General features: G+C 66.3%; 17 protein-coding genes and 1 pseudogene. 8 read left to right on the forward strand and 10 right to left on the reverse strand.

Features of this window, described 5'->3' with window-relative positions; genetic code table 11:
- Positions 1-53 precede the first annotated feature (53 nt).
- From yjfF to BLP88_RS04085, 4 genes are all read right to left on the reverse strand, one after another.
- Positions 54-1,070 (reverse strand): galactofuranose ABC transporter, permease protein YjfF, encoded by a 1,017-nt coding sequence (gene yjfF / locus BLP88_RS04070; protein WP_074587097.1) that lies wholly within the window; start codon positions 1,068-1,070, stop codon positions 54-56.
- A complete protein-coding gene (locus BLP88_RS04075) occupies positions 1,070-2,149 on the reverse strand; it encodes an ABC transporter permease (protein WP_084110769.1) in 1,080 nt (359 codons plus the stop codon). The genes yjfF and BLP88_RS04075 overlap by 1 nt, the downstream gene beginning before the upstream one ends.
- Positions 2,146-3,669: a sugar ABC transporter ATP-binding protein gene (locus tag BLP88_RS04080; protein WP_074587099.1), complete on the reverse strand. Its 1,524-nt coding sequence runs from the start codon at positions 3,667-3,669 to the stop codon at positions 2,146-2,148. The genes BLP88_RS04075 and BLP88_RS04080 overlap by 4 nt, the downstream gene beginning before the upstream one ends.
- Before the next feature lie 90 nt (positions 3,670-3,759).
- A complete protein-coding gene (locus BLP88_RS04085) occupies positions 3,760-4,746 on the reverse strand; it encodes an ABC transporter substrate-binding protein (RefSeq protein ID WP_245679755.1) in 987 nt (328 codons plus the stop codon).
- A gap of 305 nt (positions 4,747-5,051) precedes the next feature.
- Here BLP88_RS04085 and BLP88_RS04090 point away from each other — a divergent pair, with 305 nt between their 5' ends.
- Complete coding sequence (locus tag BLP88_RS04090) at positions 5,052-7,589, forward strand: alpha-L-arabinofuranosidase C-terminal domain-containing protein (protein ID WP_084110771.1); 2,538 nt, start codon at positions 5,052-5,054, stop codon at positions 7,587-7,589.
- Positions 7,590-7,616: 27 nt separating this feature from the next.
- The gene (locus tag BLP88_RS04095; RefSeq protein WP_074587105.1) at positions 7,617-9,857 is read left to right on the forward strand and encodes an immunoglobulin-like domain-containing protein; all 2,241 of its coding nucleotides are present in this window, start codon (positions 7,617-7,619) and stop codon (positions 9,855-9,857) included.
- 80 nt (positions 9,858-9,937) lie between these two features.
- Here BLP88_RS04095 and BLP88_RS04100 read toward each other — a convergent pair whose 3' ends face one another.
- The 4 genes from BLP88_RS04100 to BLP88_RS04115 form a co-directional block, all read right to left on the reverse strand.
- A complete protein-coding gene (locus tag BLP88_RS04100) occupies positions 9,938-10,744 on the reverse strand; it encodes an amino acid ABC transporter ATP-binding protein (RefSeq protein ID WP_074587107.1) in 807 nt (268 codons plus the stop codon).
- Positions 10,745-10,754: 10 nt separating this feature from the next.
- Positions 10,755-11,546 (reverse strand): amino acid ABC transporter permease, encoded by a 792-nt coding sequence (locus tag BLP88_RS04105; RefSeq protein WP_074587108.1) that lies wholly within the window; start codon positions 11,544-11,546, stop codon positions 10,755-10,757.
- An 88-nt stretch (positions 11,547-11,634) separates the two neighbouring features.
- Entirely contained in the window at positions 11,635-12,441 is an 807-nt protein-coding gene (locus BLP88_RS04110; protein WP_074587110.1) for an ABC transporter substrate-binding protein, read from the reverse strand.
- 201 nt (positions 12,442-12,642) lie between these two features.
- Complete coding sequence (locus BLP88_RS04115; RefSeq protein ID WP_074587111.1) at positions 12,643-13,968, reverse strand: isochorismate synthase; 1,326 nt, start codon at positions 13,966-13,968, stop codon at positions 12,643-12,645.
- A gap of 44 nt (positions 13,969-14,012) precedes the next feature.
- Between BLP88_RS04115 and BLP88_RS04120 the strand changes: the two genes are divergently transcribed.
- The 5 genes and pseudogenes from BLP88_RS04120 to BLP88_RS19260 all read left to right on the forward strand — a co-directional run bounded on the left by BLP88_RS04120 (position 14,013) and on the right by BLP88_RS19260 (position 18,541).
- The gene (locus tag BLP88_RS04120) at positions 14,013-14,774 is read left to right on the forward strand and encodes a demethylmenaquinone methyltransferase (RefSeq protein ID WP_074587113.1); all 762 of its coding nucleotides are present in this window, start codon (positions 14,013-14,015) and stop codon (positions 14,772-14,774) included.
- A 25-nt stretch (positions 14,775-14,799) separates the two neighbouring features.
- Positions 14,800-16,143: a geranylgeranyl reductase family protein gene (locus BLP88_RS04125; protein WP_139163291.1), complete on the forward strand. Its 1,344-nt coding sequence runs from the start codon at positions 14,800-14,802 to the stop codon at positions 16,141-16,143.
- 10 nt (positions 16,144-16,153) lie between these two features.
- Positions 16,154-17,257, forward strand: coding sequence for a polyprenyl synthetase family protein (locus BLP88_RS04130; protein ID WP_074587223.1), 1,104 nt, complete (start codon positions 16,154-16,156; stop codon positions 17,255-17,257).
- A 453-nt stretch (positions 17,258-17,710) separates the two neighbouring features.
- Positions 17,711-17,845: pseudogene (locus BLP88_RS19255) on the forward strand (type IV toxin-antitoxin system AbiEi family antitoxin domain-containing protein); the annotation flags it as partial.
- Positions 17,846-18,106: 261 nt separating this feature from the next.
- Complete coding sequence (locus BLP88_RS19260) at positions 18,107-18,541, forward strand: endonuclease domain-containing protein (protein WP_306459191.1); 435 nt, start codon at positions 18,107-18,109, stop codon at positions 18,539-18,541.
- A gap of 123 nt (positions 18,542-18,664) precedes the next feature.
- Here BLP88_RS19260 and BLP88_RS04140 read toward each other — a convergent pair whose 3' ends face one another.
- Entirely contained in the window at positions 18,665-19,087 is a 423-nt protein-coding gene (locus BLP88_RS04140) for a hypothetical protein (RefSeq protein ID WP_074587117.1), read from the reverse strand.
- Between the two features lie 18 nt (positions 19,088-19,105).
- Positions 19,106-19,792, reverse strand: a complete 687-nt coding sequence (locus BLP88_RS04145; RefSeq protein ID WP_074587119.1) for a trimeric intracellular cation channel family protein — start codon at positions 19,790-19,792, stop codon at positions 19,106-19,108.
- Positions 19,793-19,864: 72 nt separating this feature from the next.
- Between BLP88_RS04145 and BLP88_RS04150 the strand changes: the two genes are divergently transcribed.
- Complete coding sequence (locus tag BLP88_RS04150; protein ID WP_074587121.1) at positions 19,865-20,569, forward strand: sirohydrochlorin chelatase; 705 nt, start codon at positions 19,865-19,867, stop codon at positions 20,567-20,569.
- The last annotated feature ends 56 nt before the right edge of the window (positions 20,570-20,625 follow it).

Below are 20,625 nucleotides of genomic sequence, written 5' to 3' on the forward strand. Positions count from 1 at the left end.
GTCCTTTCGACGGGCATGGGCTTGCTGTGGATGTGGGCTTGCTTCGGGCGGGGTCAGCCGGTTTTGCGGGTGAACAGCCGCTGCAGCAGGATGAAGGCCAGCAGGAGGGCGCCGATCACGATCTTGGTCCACCAGGAGCTGAGGGTTCCGTCGTAGGCGATGAAAGTCTGGACGATGCCCAGGACCAGCACCCCCACCACCGAGCCCAGGACATACCCGGTTCCGCCGGTCAGGAGGGTCCCGCCGATCACCACCGCGGCGATCGCGTCGAGTTCCATTCCCTGGGCGGCGAGGCTGTAGCCGGAGAGGCTGTAGAAGGAGAACAGGATGCCGGCGATCGCGGAGCAGAGGCCGCTCAGCACGTACACCAGGACCTTGGTGGTGCGCACGGGCAGGCCCATCAGCATGGCCGAGTTCTCGTTGCCGCCGATCGCATAGACGGTCCGGCCAAAGCGGGTGTGGTGCAGCACGAAGAACGCTGCCGCGACGATGGCCAGCGCCAGCACCACGCCGGGGGAGATGAAGAGCTCGCCCGGGAGCGGGATCTGGGCCTGCGCCATGCCGGTGAAGAAGCCTTCGGTCACGGGGATCGAATCGAGGCTGATGACGTAGCAGAGGCCGCGGGCAAGGAACATGCCGGCCAGGGTGACAATGAAGGGCTGGATGTCGAAGTAGTGGATGATCAGGCCCATCGCGAGCCCCAGGGTGCTGCCGATCAGCAGGACCAGGATGATCACCGCGGCCGGGTTCCAGCCCTGTTGCAGCAGCGTCGCGGCCACCATCATGGAGAGCGCGACGACGGCCCCCACCGAAAGGTCGATCCCGCCGGTCAGGATCACGAAGGTCATGCCGACGGCCAGGACGATCAGGAAGGTGTTGTCTATGAACAGGTTCAGGAACACCTGGCCGGACAGGAAGCTCGGGTACATGCCGGCACCCACGGCGAACATGGCGAGGAAGAGCCCCAGCGTTGCGAGGGTGGGGGCGTAGCGGGCGTTGCCCCGCAGCTGCCGGCGCGGTGCGGCGGTTTTCCCGGCTGCGCGGCGTGCGAGCGTTGAGGACAGGGACATCAGAGGGCCACCTTTTCCTTGGCGGGTTCCATTGCGGCGGATTGGGCGTTGGTCTTCAGGCGGGCGAAGACCTTGCGGGCCTTCGGTGCCTGGAGGAGGCAAACGGTGATGACCACGAGGGCCTTGAAGACGAGGGTCACTTCCGGCGGAATCCCGAGGGTGTAGACCGTGGTGGTCAGGGTCTGGATGATGAACGCGCCCACCACTGTGCCGGTGAGCGTGTACCGGCCGCCTGCCAGGGAGGTGCCCCCGATCACCACGGCGAGGATGGCGTCCATCTCGATGTACAGGCCGGCGTTGTTGGCGTCCGCCGCCGTGACGTTCGAGCTGATCATGAGGCCCGCGAAGGCGGCGCAGACGGCGCTGAAGACGTAGACGATCCACACGATGTTCCGCGACCGCAGGCCGGCGAGGCGGCTGGCGACCGGGTTGATCCCGACGGCTTCGATGAGGGTGCCCAGCGCGGTGCGCCGGGTCAGGACGGCCGCTAGGGCAAAAACGGCTGCCGTGATCAGGATCGAGACCGGCAGGGTGAAAACGTATCCGGCCCCGATCGCCTTGTAGTTGTCGTTGGAGACCGAGATGATCTGTCCGCCGGTGATGAGCTGCGCGATCCCGCGGCCCGCCGTCATCAGCACGAGGGTGGCGATGATCGGCTGGACGCCGATGGTTGACACCAGGAATCCGTTCCACGCGCCCACCGCGAGGCCGGCGACGACGGCGATGAGGACCGCGGTGAGTGCGGTCGCCGGGGAGCCCGGTTCCGGGGACGCGGCGATGTAGGCGCAGGACCCCGCCCCTGCGATCGCCACCACGGCTCCCACGGAAAGGTCGATGCCGCGGGTGGCTATCACCAGGGTCATGCCCAGGGCGATGAGGATGGTCGGTGCGCCGTTGCGCATGATGTCGATGAGGCTGCCGTACAGGTGCCCGTCCTGCATCCTCAAGGCAAGGAAGTCGGGGCGGAAGAGCTGGTTGAGCAGCAACAGGGCGGCCAGCGCGATCACCGGCCAGGCGAGGCGGTGCGCGAGGATGGTCTTGAGCGGGTGGCCCGGTTTGGCGGGCTGCTGCGATGTCATTGGGTACCTCCGGCGATGACCGCCATGACGTCTTCCACGGAGACGCCGTCGTTGTTGATTTCGGCTACCTTCGCCCGGTCCTTGATGACCGCGACCCTGTCGCTGACGCGCAGGACTTCTTCGAGCTCGGAGGAGATGAAGAGCACGGACATGCCCTCGGCGGCGAGCCGGTTCACGAGTTTCTGGATCTGGGTCTTCGCCCCGATGTCGATGCCGCGGGTGGGCTCGTCGAGGATGAGGAGCTCCGGGTGCGTCACGAGCCAGCGGGCCAGGAGAACCTTCTGCTGGTTGCCGCCGCTGAGATTCCGGATGAGCGCATCAGGGTTGGCGGGCCGGATGTCCAGGGCCTCGATGTACTCGGCCACCAGTTCGTCCTGGGTGCGCCGGGGAATGCGGCGGGCCCAGCCCCGGCTCGCCTGCATGGCGAGGACCAGGTTGTCGCGGACGGACAGGTCCCCGATCAGCCCTTCCTTCTTGCGGTCTTCCGAGCAGAAGGCGATCCGCTGGTCGATCGCGGCGCGCGGTGAGCGGATTTTCTGTTCGCTTCCCTTGATCCTGATGAGTCCTTCGTCCGCCTTGTCGGCTCCGAAGAGCAGCCGGGCGATCTCGGTGCGGCCGGCGCCCAGCAAACCCGCCAGGCCCAGGACCTCGCCCGGGTGGATGGACACGTCAACGTTGGCCACGGAGCCCTTGCGGCCCAGGCCTTGGGTTTCCAGGAAGGGTATGCCATCCCCGGAGCGGGCGCGGGTGCGGGCCGGAGCTTCGTCCAGTTCGGCCAGGGCCTCGAGCTCCTTGCCGATCATCTTGGAGATCAGGCTCATGCGGGAGAGGTCGCGGGTGAGGTATTCGCCCACGAGTTTTCCGTTCCTGAGCACCGTCATCCGGTCGGAAATCTCGTAGACCTGCTCCAGGAAATGGGAAACGAACAGTATGGCGACGCCGCGGTCCCGCAGCTGGCGGATGACGCCGAACAGCTGCGCCACTTCGCCCGCGTCGAGGCTTGAGGTGGGCTCGTCCAGGATCAGGACCTTGGCGTTGACCTCCACGGAGCGGGCGATGGCGATCAGCTGCTGGACCGCGATGGAGTGGCTGGAGAGCAGGGACCCGGGATCAACATGCTCCAGGTGCAGTTCCGCGAGCACCTCCCTGGTCCGCGTGCGTACCGCTTTCCAGTCGATCGCACCCAGGCGCCGCGGCTCCCGGCCCAGCAGGACGTTTTCCTCGACGGTGAGGTTGGGGCAGAGATTGACCTCTTGGTAGACGGTGCTGATGCCAGCGGCCTGGGATTCCGCCGGGGCTGCGAAACGCTTTGTTTCCCCGAGGACCGTGATGGTTCCGGAGTCGATCGTGTACACCCCTGTCAGGGCCTTGATCAGGGTTGACTTCCCGGCGCCGTTCTCGCCCATCAGGGCGTGGACCTCGCCTTGGAAGAGCCGGAAGCCGACGCCGTCAAGCGCCTTCACTCCCGGGAAGCCGATGGAAATATCGGTCATCTCGACGACCGGAACGATTTCGTTCATCCTCTTGTCTTTTCTGTGCTGGGTCTGCCTTGGGGGCGGAAACCCGTGCGGCGGCAGGATGTGCCGCCGCACGGGGCGGGCGGGAACCGGCTAGTAGGGCCGCGTGGCCAGGACCTGCTTCGCCTGCTCCTGGGTGAACGTGGTTTCCTCGGTGACGACGCGCTCGGGCACGCTCTCGCCGGCGACGACCTTCTTGGCCAGCTCCATGAGCTGGTCGCCGAGCATCGGGCTGCATTCGACGATGAAGTTGATCTTGCCGTTGCTCAGGGCGGTCATGCCGTCCTTGACAGCGTCGATGGTGATGATCTTGATGTCCTTGCCCGGGACCTTGCCGGCGGCTTCGATGGCTTCGATCGCGCCGAGGCCTTCGTCATCGTTGTGGGCAAAGACCACGTCGATGTCGGCGTTGTTCTTCAGGAACGCCTCCATCACCTGCTTGCCGCCGCTGCGGGTGAAGTCGCCGCTCTGGGAAGCGATGACCTTCAGCTTCGGATCGGACTTGATGGCCTCCGCGAAGCCCTCCTTGCGGTCGTTTGCCGGGGCGGACCCGGTGGTGCCCTGGATTTCGACGATGTTCACGGTGTCCGTGGCGGACTTCGAATCCGCCACCAGCCATTCGCCGGCCTTCTTGCCTTCTTCCACGAAGTCGGAGCCCAGGAAGGTCTTGTACAGGGACTTGTCTGCCGAATCCACGGCGCGGTCGGTGAGGATCACCGGGATCTTCGCGTTCTTGGCTTCCTTCAGCACGGTGTCCCAGCCCGATTCCACCACCGGCGAGAAGGCGATGACATCGACCTTCTGCTGGATGTAGGAACGGATGGCCTTGATCTGGTTCTCCTGTTTCTGCTGGGCATCGGAGAACTTCAGCTCGACGCCGGCCTTCTTGGCCGACTCCTGGACGGACTTGGTGTTGGCGGTGCGCCAGCCGCTTTCGGCGCCGACCTGGGCGAAGCCCATAGTGATCTTGTCGGAGCCGGAGCCGGAGCCGCCCGCCGCGCCGGCACCCGCGGAACCGCCGCAGGCGGTCAGGGTCAGCATGGATGCGGCGGCCACCGCAAGCAGGGATTTCTTGAACACAATTTCCTCCCGGAGGCGTAGGTACATGCAGGCGGGAGAAACTCGTACACCGCCATTGCTGCAAGTGAGCTGATGCGCTCTGCGAAACATTGTGAACGCTAACAATTTGGTCGTCAAGTAGCCTGCGTCACAAATCCGGCGCGCCCAAGGTCGCCGTCGGGGCTTTCCGGAAAGCCCTTTACAAGGCGTGCGGCCATGGCGAATACTCGTTTCCGGCGACACGGTTGTTAGCGTTCACAACCAAGTGTTTCCCCAGATCCTGCCCGTAGCCCGGCGGACCATTCAATGGAGAAAGGCTGTTTCCCATGTCAAGCAAAGCAACTAGTCCCGCCAGGCGGGCCTGCACCATGGTGCTTGCCGGCTCCCTGGCCGCAGCGGTGCTGGCCCTCTCGCCGGCCCTCGGAGCAAGCGCCGAACCACCGGAGCACCGGACCATCACCATCGACGCCGCCGGCTCGGGACCCTCGATCGACCCGACCATGTATGGGGCGTTCTTCGAGGACATCAACCAGGGCGCCGACGGCGGCATCTACGCCGAGCTCGTCCAGAACCGGTCCTTCGAATTCAACTCCGCCGACAACCGCGCATTTACCCCGATGACCGCCTGGGAAACCCTGCGGCGCGGCAGCGACGGAACGGTCGCCGTCGTCAATGACGGCAACCGGCTGAACGAAAACAACCGGAACTACCTGCAGATCGACGCCACCGCGGCCGGCGCGGGAAGCGGTGCCGGGGTCGGCGTGCGCAACAGCGGATGGAACGCCGGGCAGAAACTCGAGGCAAAGAAGAAGTACAACTACTCGGTGTGGGCACGGACCTCCAACCCCGCCGGCTCCACGCTCGCGGTGACGCTGGAGACGCCGGAAGGCGCCCGGCTGGCCCTGGCCACTATCAAGGTCAAGGGCGACCGGTGGGCCAAGTACGGTGTCACCCTGTCGCCCAAGTCCTCCACTGGCGCCGGCCGGCTGGCCACCGTGGTCCAGGGAACGGGCACCGTCCGGCTCGACATGGTGTCCCTGTTCCCCGAGGACACCTGGAACGGCAGGGAAAACGGCCTGCGCAAGGACCTCGCCGAGAAGATCGATGACCTGAACCCCGGATTCCTGCGCTTCCCCGGTGGCTGCATCGTCAACACCGGCAGCTACGACAGCTACACGGCGCCCAACTACACCCGGGCACGCACGTACCAGTGGAAGGACACCATCGGCCCGGTGGAGCAGCGCCCCGCCAACCGGAACTTCTGGGGCTACAACCAGACGTACGGCCTGGGCTACATGGAGTACTTCCAGTGGGCCGAGGACATGGGCGCCGTCCCCGTGCCCGTGGTCCCGGTGGGCGTGACCGGCTGCGGCGACAGCAACCGGGCCCCGGACCAGGCAACCCTGGACCGCTACATCCAGGACACCCTGGACCTGATCGAATTCGCGAACGGCGACGCCGGCACCGAGTGGGGTGCCAAGCGCATCGCCTACGGCCACCCCGCGCCCTACAAGCTCGACCGCATCAGCCTGGGCAACGAGGAGTACAAGCCCGAATTCAAGGCCTACTTCACCCAGTTCTACAACGCCGTGCGCAAGGCCCACCCCGAGATCAAGATCATCGGCAACACCGGCCCGTTCAGCCAGGGTCCGGAGTTCGAGGACCTCTCCGCGTTCAACGCCACCACGGGCGTGGACCTGGTGGACGAGCACTACTACAACGAGCCGTCCTGGTTCCTGAACAACAACCACCGCTACGACTCGTACAGCCGTGACAGCTACAAGGTGTTCCTCGGCGAATACGCCTCCAAGGGAAACAAGCCGGAGAACGCGCTGGCGGAAGCCTCCTACATGACCGGCCTGGAGCGGAACGCGGACGTGGTCAAGATGGCGTCCTACGCGCCGCTGATCGCCAACGAGGCCAACACCCAGTGGAGCCCGGACATGCTGTTCTTCAACGGCACGTCCGTCCGGACCACCCCCAATTACGAAGTCCAGAAGCTGTTCATGAACAACGTCGGGACCAAGGTGGTGCCCAGCACCCAGGACAACCCGGCCTCCACCGTCGTGCCGATCTCCGGCAAGATCGGCCTCTCCACCTGGGCCACGTCCGCCCGCTACGACAACGTCAAGGTCACCGGCGCGGACGGCACCGCACTGTTCAGCGATGACTTCTCCGGGACGGCGGCAGCCTGGACCGGCAACGGGACGGGCTCCTGGTCCGTCCAGGACGGCGCCTACGTGCAGTCCAGCACCACCGCCCAGAACACGATGGTGACGGCCGGAAGCGGCGACTGGAACAACTACACGTTCAGTACGAAGGCCACCAAACTGGCGGGCTCGGAAGGCTTCCTCGTCGCCTTCGGCGTCAAGGACACCGGGAACTACTACTGGTGGAACCTGGGTGGCTGGAACAATACGAAGTCCGTCGTCGAAAAGGCCGTCAACGGCGGCAAGACCAACGTCCTGGAAAAGAACACCGTGATCCAGACCGGCCGCGAATACGACATCCGGATCGAGGTCACCGGACGCACGGCCAAGCTCTACCTGGACAACGTCCTGTGGGGCACGGTGGACGACACGCAGGCCGACCCCGTCTACTCCGTGGTCACCAAGGACGAAACCTCCGGCGACACCATCGTGAAGGTGGTCAACGCCTCCGCCGACAAGACCCCGGTGGACATCAGGGTGGCCGGCGCAGCCGGCATCGGCACCACGGCCGCCGTTACCACCCTCACGCAGACCGCCGACGGGCAAAACCTGGCTCCGGCGTCGAGCACCTTCAGCGGCGCCGGCGCCGCCTTCACCTATGAGTTCGAGCCCAAGTCCGTGACCTTCATCCGGCTCGCCGCAGCCGGCAAGTAGCCGGTCCTTTCGTTTCAAGGAGTTTCCATGACCCATGTTCCATTGCGGGCCCGAAGCGGCCCGGCCCTGCTGACGGCGGCGGCGCTGCTGCTCGGTTCAGTTGCCGCCGGCACCACGGCGCATGCCGCCGTCGATGACGGACTGGTCCTCAAGTACAACCTCACGGAAACCGCCGGCACCGTGGCGGCCGACAGCTCCGGCAACGGGCGCGATGGCGTGATCAGCGGCGACGCCACCCCGCTGGGCGGCGAAGGCCTGCAGCTCGGCGGCAACGACGGCTACGTCAGACTGCCGAACGACGTCATGCGCGGCCTCGACTCCATCACGGTCTCCACGGACGTGAAGATCGCCCCGGACCAAGGCACGCCCTACTTCATCTGGGGCCTGGGCAACACCAGCAACGGCGCCGGCAACGGCTACCTCTTCACCACCGGCAACTCGTACCGGACCTCCATCGCCACCGGCAACTGGTCCACCGAACAAACCCTCAGCGCCAACCGTGACCTGGCACGCGGCGCGTGGAAGACCATCACCTACACCCTCAGCGGCGGAACCGCCGTCCTCTACGAGGACGGCACCGAAGTGGCGCGGAAGACCGGTGTCACCATCACGCCCGGCAGCATCGGCGGAGGCACGACGACGGCCAACTACCTTGGGCGCTCCGTCTACAGCGCGGACAAATACCTCAAGGGCCAGGTCCGCGACTTCCGCATCTACAACCGCGCGCTCTCGGCAGGCGAGGTGCGCGAGCTCGGCTACGTTTCCCCGGAACAGCGCGTGGCCCTGGACCTGCAGGAACTGTCGCTCGGCGACACCTCGGGCGTCACGGCAGACCTCACGCTGCCTGCCGCCGGACCTAACGGCTCCAGCTTCACCTGGACCTCTTCCGACCCGGCCACGGTGTCCGCGGACGGCAAGGTGACCCGGCCGGCCTACCGGACGGGCAACGCCACCGTGACCCTCACCGCAACGGCCAGCTCCGGCCTTGCCTCGGCGTCGAAGTCCTTCACCGTGACGGTGCTGGAAGACATCAGCGAGCGGCAGAAGGCCAGCGAAGCCGCCGCTGCGCTCACCGTCTGGGACGCCGGCGCGATCCGCGGAAACATCACCCTCCCCACGGCAGGGCTGCACGGCACCAAGGTGGACTGGAAGTCCTCGGACCCTGCCGTCATCACCGCGAGCGGCGAAGTCACCCGGCCTGCCTACGGCGAAGCACCGGTGGAACTGCGGCTGCTGGCCACCGTCACGGCCGGAAAAACCAAGGAGCAGAAGCGGTTCCGCGTCACGGTGCTGCCGCTGCCCAAGGCCGAAGCCAAGGAAGGCTACGCCTTCGCGTACTTCACGGGCAACGACCTCGCCGGCGAGAACATCTACATGGCAGCCAGCCGTGGCAACGACGCCCTGAAATGGGACGAACTCAACGGCGGCAAGCCCGTGCTCAATTCCAGCCTCGGCACCAAGGGCCTGCGCGACCCGTTCGTCATCCGCTCCCCGGAAGGCGACAAGTTCTACCTGATCGCCACCGATCTCTCGATCGGCAGCGGCACCAGCTGGGACGCTTCCCAGCGCCAGGGCAGCCGGTACATTGAGGTCTGGGAATCCACCGACCTGGTCAACTGGTCCGCTCAACGGCACGTGAAGGTTTCCCCGGACACCGCCGGGAACACCTGGGCACCGGAAGCGCACTATGACGAAAAGATCGGCGCCTACGTGGTGTACTGGGCCTCGAAGATCTACGCCGCCAGCGACCCCAGCCACACCGGCGGCACCTACAACAAGATGATGTACGCCACCACGCGGGACTTCCGCACCTTCACCGAGGCCAAGGTCTGGAACGATCCCGGCAACTCGGTGATCGACTCCACGGTCATCGAGGAAGGCGGCACCTTCTACCGGTTCACCAAGGACGAGGGCCAGGTCTCGGGCTGCCTGGACATCATGCAGGAGAAGTCGGACGACCTCCTGGCGGTGGACCTCCCGGCCACCAACCCGCGCAACTGGACCCTGATGGGCAACTGCATCGGCAGGAACGCAGGAACCGGCGGGGTGGAGGGACCCACGGTCTTCAAGTCGAACACCGGGGACAAGTACTACCTCTTCGTCGACGAATTCGGCGGCCGCGGCTACATTCCGCTGGAAAGCGCCAGCCTGGAAAACCCGGACTGGAAGCTATCGGCCAACTATGAGCTGCCCCGGGCCCCGCGCCACGGCACGGTCCTGCCGGTCACCAGGACCGAGCTGGAACGGCTGCGCAGCCAGCTCGGCTAAGGCCTGCGGACACACGAAAGGCTCCGGCAAAATGCCGGAGCCTTTCGTTGTACTGCGCTTCGGGGAAGGCGGGCCGCGCCTTAGTCCTCTGCGACCTCGATGTGGGTCGGGTCCAGGACCCGGCGCAGGAATTCCTGCGTGCGCGGCTGCTGCGGGGCGCCGATGACGCGCTCTGCGACGCCTTCCTCAACCACCACGCCGCCGTCCATGAAGACCACACGGTCGGCCACTTCGCGGGCGAAGGCCATTTCGTGCGTGACCACCAGCATGGTCATGCCTTCGCGGGCGAGCTTGCGCATGACGGCGAGCACGTCGCCGACCGTTTCGGGGTCGAGCGCCGAGGTGGGCTCGTCGAAGAGCATCAGCTCGGGGTTCATGCTGAGCGCACGGGCGATCGCAACACGCTGCTGCTGACCGCCGGAGAGCTGGTCCGGGAAGCGCTTGGCGAGGTGACCCAGGCCCACGCGGTCCAGGTTCGCCTGGGCGATCTTGTCCGCCTCGGCCTGGGACCGCTTGAGCACCTTGGTCTGGGCGACCGTGCAGTTCCGCAGCACATCCAGGTGCGGGAAGAGGTTGAACTGCTGGAAGACCATGCCCACCTTGCGGCGCATCTTGTCGATGTCCACGTCGGGGTCGGTGGCTTCGAAGCCGCCCACGTGGATGGCGCCCTGGTTGGGCTGTTCGAGCAGGTTCACGCAGCGCAGGAGGGTGGACTTGCCGGAGCCGGAAGGGCCGATCAGGCAGACCACCTCGCCCGGCTTCACTTCCAGGCTGATGCCCTTGAGGACCTCATTGCTGCCGTAGGACTTGCGGAGGTCCTTGATTGACACGCCGGCAGCGTGCACCGTCTGGGCGCCGCCGGGCTTGGTGGTTTCGACGTCGTTCATGGCTTCCTGCCTATCGCTTGGTCCGCGCGCTGCGGCTTTCGAACTTCCGGGCCAAGAGGCTCAACGGGATGGTGACCACCAGGTAGAAAGCGCCTGCCACCAGCAGGGGCGTCAGGCCGGCGCCGAGGCTCGAGATGCCGTCGCGGCCGAACTTGGTCAGTTCGTACTGCGAGGCGGTCAGGCCCAGCACGTAGATCAGCGAGGAATCCTTGGTGAGCAGGATGATCTCGTTGGTCAGCGGGGGCAGCACGATCTTGAAGGCCTGCGGGATGATGATGGTTACCATGGCCCGCCACTGCGGCATGCCAAGGGACCTGGCGGCTTCCAGCTGACCCTTCGGGACAGCCTGCAGGCCGGCGCGCAGCGTTTCGGCGATGTAGGCCGCAGCCACCATGCCCAGGGACACCATCACCACCACGAAAATGGGCCACTGCACCCCGAAGGCCAGCGGGACGCCGTAGCCGAAGGCGATGAAGACCAGCAGGGCGGGGATGCCGCGGAAGAACTCGATGTAGCCGGTGGCTATCCAGCGGTACAGCGGGAAGCTGGAAAGCTTCATCAGGGCCAGCAGCAGGCCGCCGGACAGGCCCAGTGCGAAGCCGAGCGCGGTGTAGATGAGCGTGTTTACCAACCCGGTGGTGAAGATGCCCGGGAACATCGGGCCGATCTTGCCGAAGTTGAAGACGTTGGCGCTGATGGCTTTCCAGTCGGTGGCCAGCAGCAGGGCGGCGATGGCCACCACAAAGATTCCTGCCTGGACGTTCAGGCTGATTTTGGCTCGTTGACGCGCGGTCATTGCCATGGTGTTCTCACATTCATGTTGCGCAACTGAGGCCCCGTGCAGAGTGCTTCACACGGGGCCCCGTTGCGTTTGTCTCAGGCCGGACGGTCTACTTGGCGGCTTCGCCGAAGTAGGTGGTTTCGAGCTTCTTCAGGGTGCCGTCATCGGTGAGGCGCTTGAGGGTCGCGTTGACCTTCTCGGCCATGGCGGTGTTGCCCTTCTTGATGGAGATGCCGAGCTTCTCGCCGGTTGCGTAGTTCTCCACGCGCTTGAACTTGGAGTCATCCTTGATGGCGTAGCCGAGCACGGACTGGTTGCCCAGGGCGGCGTCGATGGTGCCTGCCTTGAGGGCCTGGACCAGGAGGCCGGTGTCCTCGAACTGCTGCGCGTCGATGCCCTTGTCCTTGGCGTACGCTGCGCCGGTGGTGGCCTGCTGCACGCCCACCTTCTTGCCCTTGGCGCTGTCGATGTTGGTGATGCCGGAGGCCTCGGAGGCGACGAGGGTGAGGTCGTCGTTCAGGTACGGGTCCGAGAAGTCCATGACGTTCTTGCGGGTGTCCGTGATGGAAATGGAGGAGATGGACACGTCGCAGCCGGTCAGGGCGGTGCCCGTTTCGATGGCTTCGAAGGAGCTGTCCACAATGTTCAGTTCGGCGTTCAGGTCCTTGGCGAGCTCATTGGCGATGTCGATGTCGAAGCCGACGATCTTGCCGTCCTTCTGGTATTCGAAGGGCTCGTAGGGGATGTCGGAGCAGACCGTGAGCTTGCCTGCGTTGATCAGGCTGACCGAGCCGGAGCTGCTGGCCGCGGGTGCAGGGGCGCCGCCGCCGCAGGCGGTCAGGGCGAGTGCGCCGGCAGCGAGAAGACCTGCTGCCTTCACCTTGGAACTGCCGAGGAACGAACGGGAGATATGCATTTGTTTACCTTTTGTTGCGGGGGACGCGAAGCAAATCGGTCTTTAGTGTAGCGCCGACCATGAGATGTTCGTCACAGGAAACTAAGTTTCACTATTGGATAACCAAGTCGCGGAAAAATCAAGCCTATCCGCACTGCCCGCGTCTGTAATCCCGGATTCTTCGCCCCGCAGACGTGAAGCGAGAACCTCACGGAAACAGAATCAGCGCTGAATGCCCAAGGATTCGAGCATCGGACGGAACTTCGCCCACGTCTCGGCGAGCTCGGTTTCCGGAACCGAGCCCTCAACAATCCCGCAGCCTGCGAACATCCGCACCGAGGTGGGCGACTCGATCACGGCCCCGCGCAGCGCGATGCCCCATTCGCCGTTGCCCGCGGCGTCCAGCCAGCCCACGGGTCCGGCGTACGGGCCGCGGTCCATGTGTTCGAGGCGCCGGATCAGTTCACCCGCCACGGTGGTCGGCGTGCCGCAGACGGCGGCCGTGGGGTGCAGGGCGTTGATGAGCGCCAGGCAGGTGGGCACGTGCCCTTCGATGTCGGCGAGCTCGGCCTTCACGTCCGACGCCAGGTGCCACACGTTCGGCAGTTCCAGGATGAACGGCTCACTGTGGGCATTCATTGCCTCGGAAAACGGCGCCAGCTGGGTGGTGAGCGACTGGATGGCGATCTCGTGCTCGTGCCGCTGCTTCTCCGATCCGGCGAGCACGCGTTCCGCATAATCCATGGGGGAGCCGGCCACGCCCTCGGCATCGCGGCGGTCCAGCGTGCCGGCCAGTACCCGCGCCTGCGCGGTGCGCCCTTCCACCTGGATCAGCATTTCCGGTGTCGCGCCCACCAGGCCGTCCACGCCGTAGGTCCAGCACTCCCGGTAGTTTCGCGTAAGGTTCCGCAGCACTTCCGCTGGCCGCACGCCGTCGGGCAGGGTGGCCACGACGTCGCGCGCCAGCACGAGCTTTTCAAGCTTTCCGGTGCGGATTTCGGCGACACCGTCCGCCACCGCCTGCTTCCAGTCCTCCTCGCTCAGCGAGCCGCTTTTCAGTGTGAAGGACAGCCCGACGCCGGTGCTGCCGCGGGCAGGTGCCTCGAGTCCGGTATCCGGGACATCCAGCCAGCCCGCGAGGGCGGCGCGGGCGCCCGCCTCGGTGAGTTCGACGTCGTCGAGGGTCAACTGGGTGAGCCAGGAGCGCCCGTCGCGGATCCCCACCACGATTTCCGGCAGGATCAGCCGGGACTCGAACGGCGAAGTCTTGGAGAAGGCGAAGGTTCCGAAGGCCAGGGGGCCGGTGCCGGGAACGCCCACGTGGTCCTCGACGTCGGCCTCGATGACCATGTGCCGCCACCAGATGTCGGCCTCAAGGAAGCGCTCGGGGCCGCTGCCGGTGAACCGGGTGAGCTCGCCGAAGGCCACCAGTCCGTCCTCGCGGCGGGTCCAGCAGAGGGCGTCGTCCCGCACCAGAAACGACGGCAGCCCCCCGGCGGTGGCGTCTTCATCGAGGGGGACTGTCAAGGTGCGGAGCGTGCTCGTCATGATGGAACAACAGTACTCCGGGGATTGTCTGAGACAATTGCTGGGTGAACCGAGCATCCTTGGAAAAGCGTCCGGACGAAGTTGCGACGATGTTTGACGATGTCGCCCCCAAATACGATGTCGTGAACGATGTCCTCTCCATGGGGCAGACCCGGCGGTGGCGCCGCGTGGTGGTCGAAGCCATGGATGTCAGGCACGGGCAGCGGGTCCTCGATCTCGCCGCCGGAACCGGAACCTCCAGCGAGCCGTACGCGGACGCCGGGGTCGACGTCGTCGCCTGCGACTTTTCCCTCGGGATGCTCAAGGTTGGCAAGCGCCGCCGCCCGGACATCAACTTCGTGGCAGGAGACGCCACCAACCTTCCCTTCGCGGACAACAGCTTCGACGCCACCACCATTTCCTTCGGCCTGCGCAACGTCAACGAGCCGCACAAGGCCCTCGCGGAGATGCTGCGCGTGACCAAGCCGGGCGGCCGCCTGGTGATCGCCGAATTCTCCGCCCCGGTGGTGCCCCTGTGGCGCACCATGTACACCGAATACCTGATGCGGGCCCTGCCGGCCATCGCCACCAAGGTCTCCTCCAACCCGGACGCCTACGTGTACCTCGCCGAGTCCATCCGGGCCTGGCCGGACCAGGACCACCTGGCCGCCTGGCTGCAGGACGCCGGCTGGCAGGATGTCACCTACCGCAACCTCAGCGGCGGCATCGTGGCCGTGCACCGGGCCCAGAAGCCGGGCGCAGCGCACACGGACAGCGTGCCGGTGGCCAAGCTGCGCCGCCAGATCAAGCCGCGCCGGGCCTCCTAGTTTCCCTGCTTTACACAAGGACGTTGTGAACGTACTGATTGTTGGCGCCGGGCCCGCCGGGTCCACCGCCGCGTATTACCTTGCCCGCGCCGGCGTGGACGTGACAGTGCTGGAAAAGACCAGCTTTCCCCGGGAAAAGGTCTGCGGAGACGGCCTCACCCCGCGCGCTGTCCGCGAAATCCAAAAGCTCGGCCTGCCGCACGCCGAGGCGGACGGCTGGCGCCGTAACAAGGGCCTGCGCCTGATCGCCGGCGGCCGCACCATCGAGCTGCCCTGGCCCGAGGTTTCGGACTTTCCCACCTACGGGCTGATCCGCACCCGGCTCGGTTTTGACGAGGAACTGGCCCGGCACGCCCAGTCGGCCGGAGCGATCGTGCTGGAACGGCACAGCGTCACCGAAGCGCTGCGGGCCGAGGACGGCCGCGTGATCGGCGCCCGGGCCGCGATCCTCGACGAGTCCGGACGCAAGACGGGTGAAACGCGCGACTTCCATGCCGACGTCGTGCTCGCCGCGGACGGCAACTCCACCCGCACGGCGGTCTCGCTCGGCATGCACAAACGCGACGACCGGCCACTCGGCGTCGCGGTGCGAACCTACTTCACCTCGCCGCGCACGGACGACGACTGGATGGAAGGCTGGCTGGAACTGCCGGGCAAGTCCGGCAAGCCGCTGCCCGGGTACGGCTGGGTGTTCGGCGTCGGCGACGGCACCTCGAACGTGGGCCTGGGCATCCTGAACTCCTCGAAGGAGTTCGGGAAGCTGGACTATAAGCAGGTCCTGCGCGAATGGACCGCCGCCATGCCCGCCGAATGGGGCTTCACGCCGGAGAACCAGGTCGGGGAGATCCGCGGCGCCGCGCTGCCCATGGGCTTTAACCGCACCCCGCACTACTCGCCCGGGCTCCTGCTGCTGGGCGACGCCGGCGGCATGGTTTCCCCGTTCAACGGCGAAGGCATCTCGTACGCCATGGAGTCCGCGCGCTTCGCCGCGGAATTCATCATCGACGCTTCCGCCCGCACGGCTGCTTCGGGCGGGGCGTACGACGCCGACGCGCACCTGGCGCGGTACGCCGATTACGTGCGGGAGCAATGGGGTTCGCACTTCACGCTGGGCCGGGCCTTCGCCGCGTTGATCGGCAAGCCGGCCGTCATGAAGCTGGCCCTGCGTACGGGCATGCCGCTGCCGCTGCTCATGCGCTTCGTGGTGCGTATGCTGGCCAACCTCACCGATTCCTCCGCGAAGGGCCTCGAAGACCGCGTGATCAGGGTGCTCGAAGCCCTGGTGCCCGCCACGTCAAACACGGGCCCTTTGACCGGCCCTGTGAAGGCCGCCGGCTCCGACACCGCGGTTTCCGCAACGACTAGTTAGGGTTAAGCCTGTGACTCACTCTGCCGAACACAGCTGGACGCACGCCGGGCACGGATTGCCCGACACCGCGGAACCCGCTCCCAGCACCACCGCGATCGCCACGGGACTGCAGCTTCCCGCGGGATTCGCCGCCATTGCCGCCGACGCCGAGCTTGGCCCTGCCATCACCACCAACCTCGCCCGCGTGGAAAAGAAGCTCCGCGAGGCCATCGCCAACTCGGATCCGCTGGCTGACGCAACGTCGCGTCACCTGGTGGAAGCCGGCGGCAAGCGCATCCGGCCGCTGCTGACCCTGCTCTGCGCCCACCTGGGTGACGCCTCCCGCCCCGAAGTGGTGCAGGCCGCCGTCGTCGTCGAACTGACCCACCTGGCCACGCTCTACCACGACGACGTGATGGACTCCGCGCCCTTCCGCCGCGGCGCACCCACCGCGCACGAGGTATGGGGCAACTCCGTGGCGATCCTCACCGGCGACCTCATCTTCGCCCGCGCCTCGATCCTGGTCTCCGAGCTCGGTTCCCGCGCCCTGGGCATCCAGGCCCGCACCTTCGAGCGCCTGTGCCTGGGCCAGCTGCACGAGACCGTCGGTCCGCGCGAAGACGAAGATCCCGTGGCCCACTACCTGTCCGTCATCGCGGACAAGACCGGTTCCCTCGTGGCTGCGTCGGGCCAGCTCGGCGCCATCTTCGCCGGGGCAGACGAAACCTTCGAGGACGTGCTCGTGGAGTACGGCGAGAAGGTGGGCGTGGCGTTCCAGCTGGCCGACGACGTCATCGACGTCACCGGCGTCAAGGTCAAGTCCGGCAAGTCCCCGGGCACCGACCTCCGCGAAGGCGTGCCCACCCTGCCGGTGCTGCTGCTCCGCAAGGCAGCAGCCAACGGCGACCAGTCAGCGGTCTCGCTGCTGGAGCTGGTGGACGGCGACCTCTCCTCCGACGAGGCGCTGGCCGAAGCCGTTGCCGGGCTGCGCGAGCACCCCGTCACCGCCGAGTCCTGGGTGATCGCCCGCCAGTGGGCCGCCGAAGCCGTGGCCGCCCTGGCGCCGCTGCCCGAGGGCGTGGTGAAGGATTCCCTGAGCAACTTCGCGCACGCCGTGGTGGAGCGCAGCAGCTAACTCTTTCGTGTGGCACCCAACTGACTCGCACTTGTTGTCGTTTTGAGCACCCAAAACGACAACAACTGCCAGTCAGTTGGGTGTTCCTGCTTAACGGGTTAAACGGAATGACCCCGGCTTCCCGCAACGTTACGAGTCAAACGTTGCGCGAAACCGGGGCCATAATCTCCGTTCGCATCAGACCCACCGGAGGCATTTAGTGAATCCGTGAAACAGCCTATGACAACTTTGTCATAAACGCAACCTTGGCGGTCAACTCTCATTTTCAGCGTCGCGCACGGCCGGGCTGGTTGGTGGGGACGGCTGTAGTGGGGCACTTTGGGCCCGGCCTCGGGCGGGGAAACGCTGAGCGACCGGCGTGTCGTGTCGAAGGGCCCCGGGATCGCGGACGGGTTCTTCACATAGCCGGGTTTGGGGCTTAACTTCAGGGCACGTGAACCCCAGATTCAAACAATGGACATTCAGGACTTCCTCGGCAGGAGGGGCGGCGCTGCAAGGACTTCCGCCCTGCTCGGTGCGGGCTTTTCGAGGAGTAGCGTCGATGACGCATTGAAGGACGGGCAGATCCGCCGGTTGCGCAGGGGCTTGTACGGGCTTCCCGGTGACACCGGCTTAGTGGCGGCCTTCCGCGCCAACGCTCGGCTCACCTGCCTGTCGGCGGCCCCGATCTATGCCTTGTGGACCCTCCGGCCGGCATCGGGTTTTCACGTCTCGGCCGGGCACAAAGCCGTGGAGGGCATCCGGCATGGCCCATGCCGGCACCCCGCCCACCCCTACTTGCCAGTGGCAGGCCTGGCGGACGTGCTCCTCCATGCCTTGAGGTGCCTGCCTGAGCTCGAGGCTCTCGTGATGGTGCAATCCGCTGTCAGCCAAGGCAGCATCACCGTGGATTTCCTGCGGCGTAAGCTTCCCGGGAACCGCAACGGTGCCGCCCGCTCAGTGCTGGACCTCGTGATTCCGCGGGCCGATTCCTTGACGGAGGTCCTGGCCCGCACCCATTTCATCCGGGCGGGCCTCATGATCCGCATGCACGCAGAGGTGCCGGGCGTGGGCGAGGTTGACTGCCTGATTGAGGACTGCCTGGCCGTTGAGCTTGACGGCGGCAGCCACATGGAGCCGCGGCAGGTGAAGAAGGACCAACGGCGGAACAACGCGGCGCTCGGTGCGGGGTTGCTGCCTTTGCGGTTTTACTACGACGACGTCGTGCACCATCCGGAGCGGATGGTGGCTCACGTGCTTGGGGTTCTTGAGTTCCGCCGCCGGGGCGGCTTCGACGCAAAGTGAGTGCCGCCGTCGTGGGCTCCTTTGAACCGGCGGCAGGCCAGGGGAGGCGAAAGGCGGCGGTGTGTCGTGTCGAAGTGCCCCGCGACGGCTGCGACGAGGCCCCGCAACCGCCGGCCCCTGACCCTAGTCCTCGTCGCTGAAGGCCCAGTCGAACATGTCGAAGACGAACTCGGAGAATGTTCCGTCCTCGCTCTTCCACTGGCCGCGGACGTTGTTCCGGCGCCACACGATGGGGTCCGGGACGCTGAGCTCGGACACCCGGAAGCCCCAGGTGAAGCGCTCCTCCTCGTCCTCGAGGAACATGAGGAAGCCTTCGTCGTCCACCTCGAGTTCCTCGGGGTCCCAAAAGTAGTGGTACGCCTCCATGAGGTCTTCGCAGCCGCCGAGGGCCAAGTAGAACTCGCGCAGCACCAGGGGAATGGTGAAGGTGTGGGCGGAGAGGGCTTCATCGAGCTCGGCCGGGGTCAGGCCGTCTTCTTCCTGCCATTCGTCCTCGAGATACTTCGGAACAAGCGCGCGGAACTTCTCGAGGAACATGTCAGTCATGGCTTCCATCCTAGCCAATCAGGGGCGGCGGAATTTCTTCCGCTGGCGCACCCTGACCTTAGTGCCGTGGGCCGTCCGGTACCAGCCGCGCACCGCCAGCGGGACCCGCCAGCTCCAGCGCCAGGCGGCCACCCGGAACAGGAAGACGGCGGCCGCGACGAGGGCGGCGCTGGCCCCGTTGAACGTGCCGCTGTGCCAGAGCCACGCGGTCAGGACGGCGCCCAGGATAGCCGGGAGCGCGTATAGGTCGCGGTCGTTGAACAGCGAGGGAACCTCGTTGGCCGTGATGTCCCGCAGCACCCCGCCGCCCACCGCCGTCGTCACGCCCAGGACCACCGCGGCCATCGGGTGCAGCCCGGCCGCCAAGGCCTTGACCGTGCCGGTAATGCAGAACAGTGCGAGCCCGCCGGCGTCGAACAGGGTCAGCAGAGAGGTGAACCGCTGGACGCTGAAGAACAGGAAATACACCAGCCCCGCGGCCAGTACGGGCGGCAGCAGGTACACCGGGTTGCTGAAGGCCGCGGGAACGCCGGCGCCGATGATGATGTCGCGGATCACCCCGCCGCCAAGCGCCACGAGGCTGGCCAGCAGGAGCGAGCCGATGATGTCGAACTGCTTGCGGGCGGCCAGCAGCGAGCCCGATACGGCGAAGAAGAACACACCTGCCAGATCCAGCCACACCAGGGCCAGGTCGAAGCTGATCACGCGCGGGTCTCCTCAGTCGTCGGGGATTGTCATCAAGGCGGACAAGTACTGACCCAACGTTACGCTTGGGGCATGAGCAAACCCGTCCTGATCGCCTGCGCCCACGGAACCCGCAACGCCGAAGGCCAGGCGGCCATCCGCCAGGTCCTCGCCGAGATCGAGGCGCTGCGCCCGGGACTGCCGGTCGTGGAGGCCTACGTGGACGTCCAGGAACCCGAATTGTCCGCGGTGGTGGCCGGCCTGCCGGAGGGGACTGACGCCGTCGTCGTCCCGCTGCTGCTCGGCACCGGCTACCACGTGAAGGTGGACATCCCCAAGGCGATCAAGGCCCGTCCCGAGGTCACCGCGGCACCGCCGCTGGGCCCGGATCCGCGGCTGGCTGAGTTGCTCGCCGAGCGGCTGCGGGAGGCCGGGCTTCGCGACGACGACGGCGTGCTGCTCGCCGCCGCCGGATCCTCGCTTCCGGATGGCTCGGTCGACTCCGAGGAGCAGGCGCGCCTGCTCGCCGAACTGCTGCCGAACAAGGTGCGGGTCGCGTACGGTGCCAGTGCCGAGCCGAACGTGCCCGACGGCGTCGCGGCCCTGCGCGGTGAAGTCACCGCGGACGGGGGACCGGGCAGGGTGGTGGTGTCCTCCTATCTGCTCGCCACCGGCTACTTCCATGACCAGCTGTTCAAGGCGGAAGCGGACATTGTTACGGCGCCGGTACTGCCCTCGCCGGTGCTCGCCGAGATCGCGCTGGAACGTTACGACACGGCCGTCGCCAAGCGGGGCTAGACCAATCCGCAGGGGCCCGAAGCGGCAGCAGGCCGGGCGCGCCATTGCAAGGTCCA

Origin of the sequence: Arthrobacter cupressi, assembly GCF_900099975.1 — a bacterium.
GTDB classification, from domain to species: Bacteria; Actinomycetota; Actinomycetes; order Actinomycetales; family Micrococcaceae; genus Arthrobacter; species Arthrobacter cupressi.

Excerpts from the sequence above, each read along its gene's own strand:
- BLP88_RS04090 (WP_084110771.1), top strand. The coding sequence starts at position 5,052 with ATGTCAAGCAAAGCAACTAGTCCCGCCAGGCGGGCCTGCACCATGGTG.
- BLP88_RS04115 (WP_074587111.1), bottom strand. The coding sequence starts at position 13,968 with ATGACGAGCACGCTCCGCACCTTGACAGTCCCCCTCGATGAAGACGCC.
- BLP88_RS04100 (WP_074587107.1), bottom strand. The coding sequence starts at position 10,744 with ATGAACGACGTCGAAACCACCAAGCCCGGCGGCGCCCAGACGGTGCAC.
- BLP88_RS04150 (WP_074587121.1), top strand. The coding sequence starts at position 19,865 with ATGAGCAAACCCGTCCTGATCGCCTGCGCCCACGGAACCCGCAACGCC.
- BLP88_RS04110 (WP_074587110.1), bottom strand. The coding sequence starts at position 12,441 with ATGCATATCTCCCGTTCGTTCCTCGGCAGTTCCAAGGTGAAGGCAGCA.
- BLP88_RS04075 (WP_084110769.1), bottom strand. The coding sequence starts at position 2,149 with ATGACATCGCAGCAGCCCGCCAAACCGGGCCACCCGCTCAAGACCATC.
- BLP88_RS19260 (WP_306459191.1), top strand. The coding sequence starts at position 18,107 with ATGGTGCAATCCGCTGTCAGCCAAGGCAGCATCACCGTGGATTTCCTG.
- BLP88_RS04095 (WP_074587105.1), top strand. The coding sequence starts at position 7,617 with ATGACCCATGTTCCATTGCGGGCCCGAAGCGGCCCGGCCCTGCTGACG.
- BLP88_RS04140 (WP_074587117.1), bottom strand. The coding sequence starts at position 19,087 with ATGACTGACATGTTCCTCGAGAAGTTCCGCGCGCTTGTTCCGAAGTAT.
- BLP88_RS04080 (WP_074587099.1), bottom strand. The coding sequence starts at position 3,669 with ATGAACGAAATCGTTCCGGTCGTCGAGATGACCGATATTTCCATCGGC.
- yjfF (WP_074587097.1), bottom strand. The coding sequence starts at position 1,070 with ATGTCCCTGTCCTCAACGCTCGCACGCCGCGCAGCCGGGAAAACCGCC.
- BLP88_RS04105 (WP_074587108.1), bottom strand. The coding sequence starts at position 11,546 with ATGGCAATGACCGCGCGTCAACGAGCCAAAATCAGCCTGAACGTCCAG.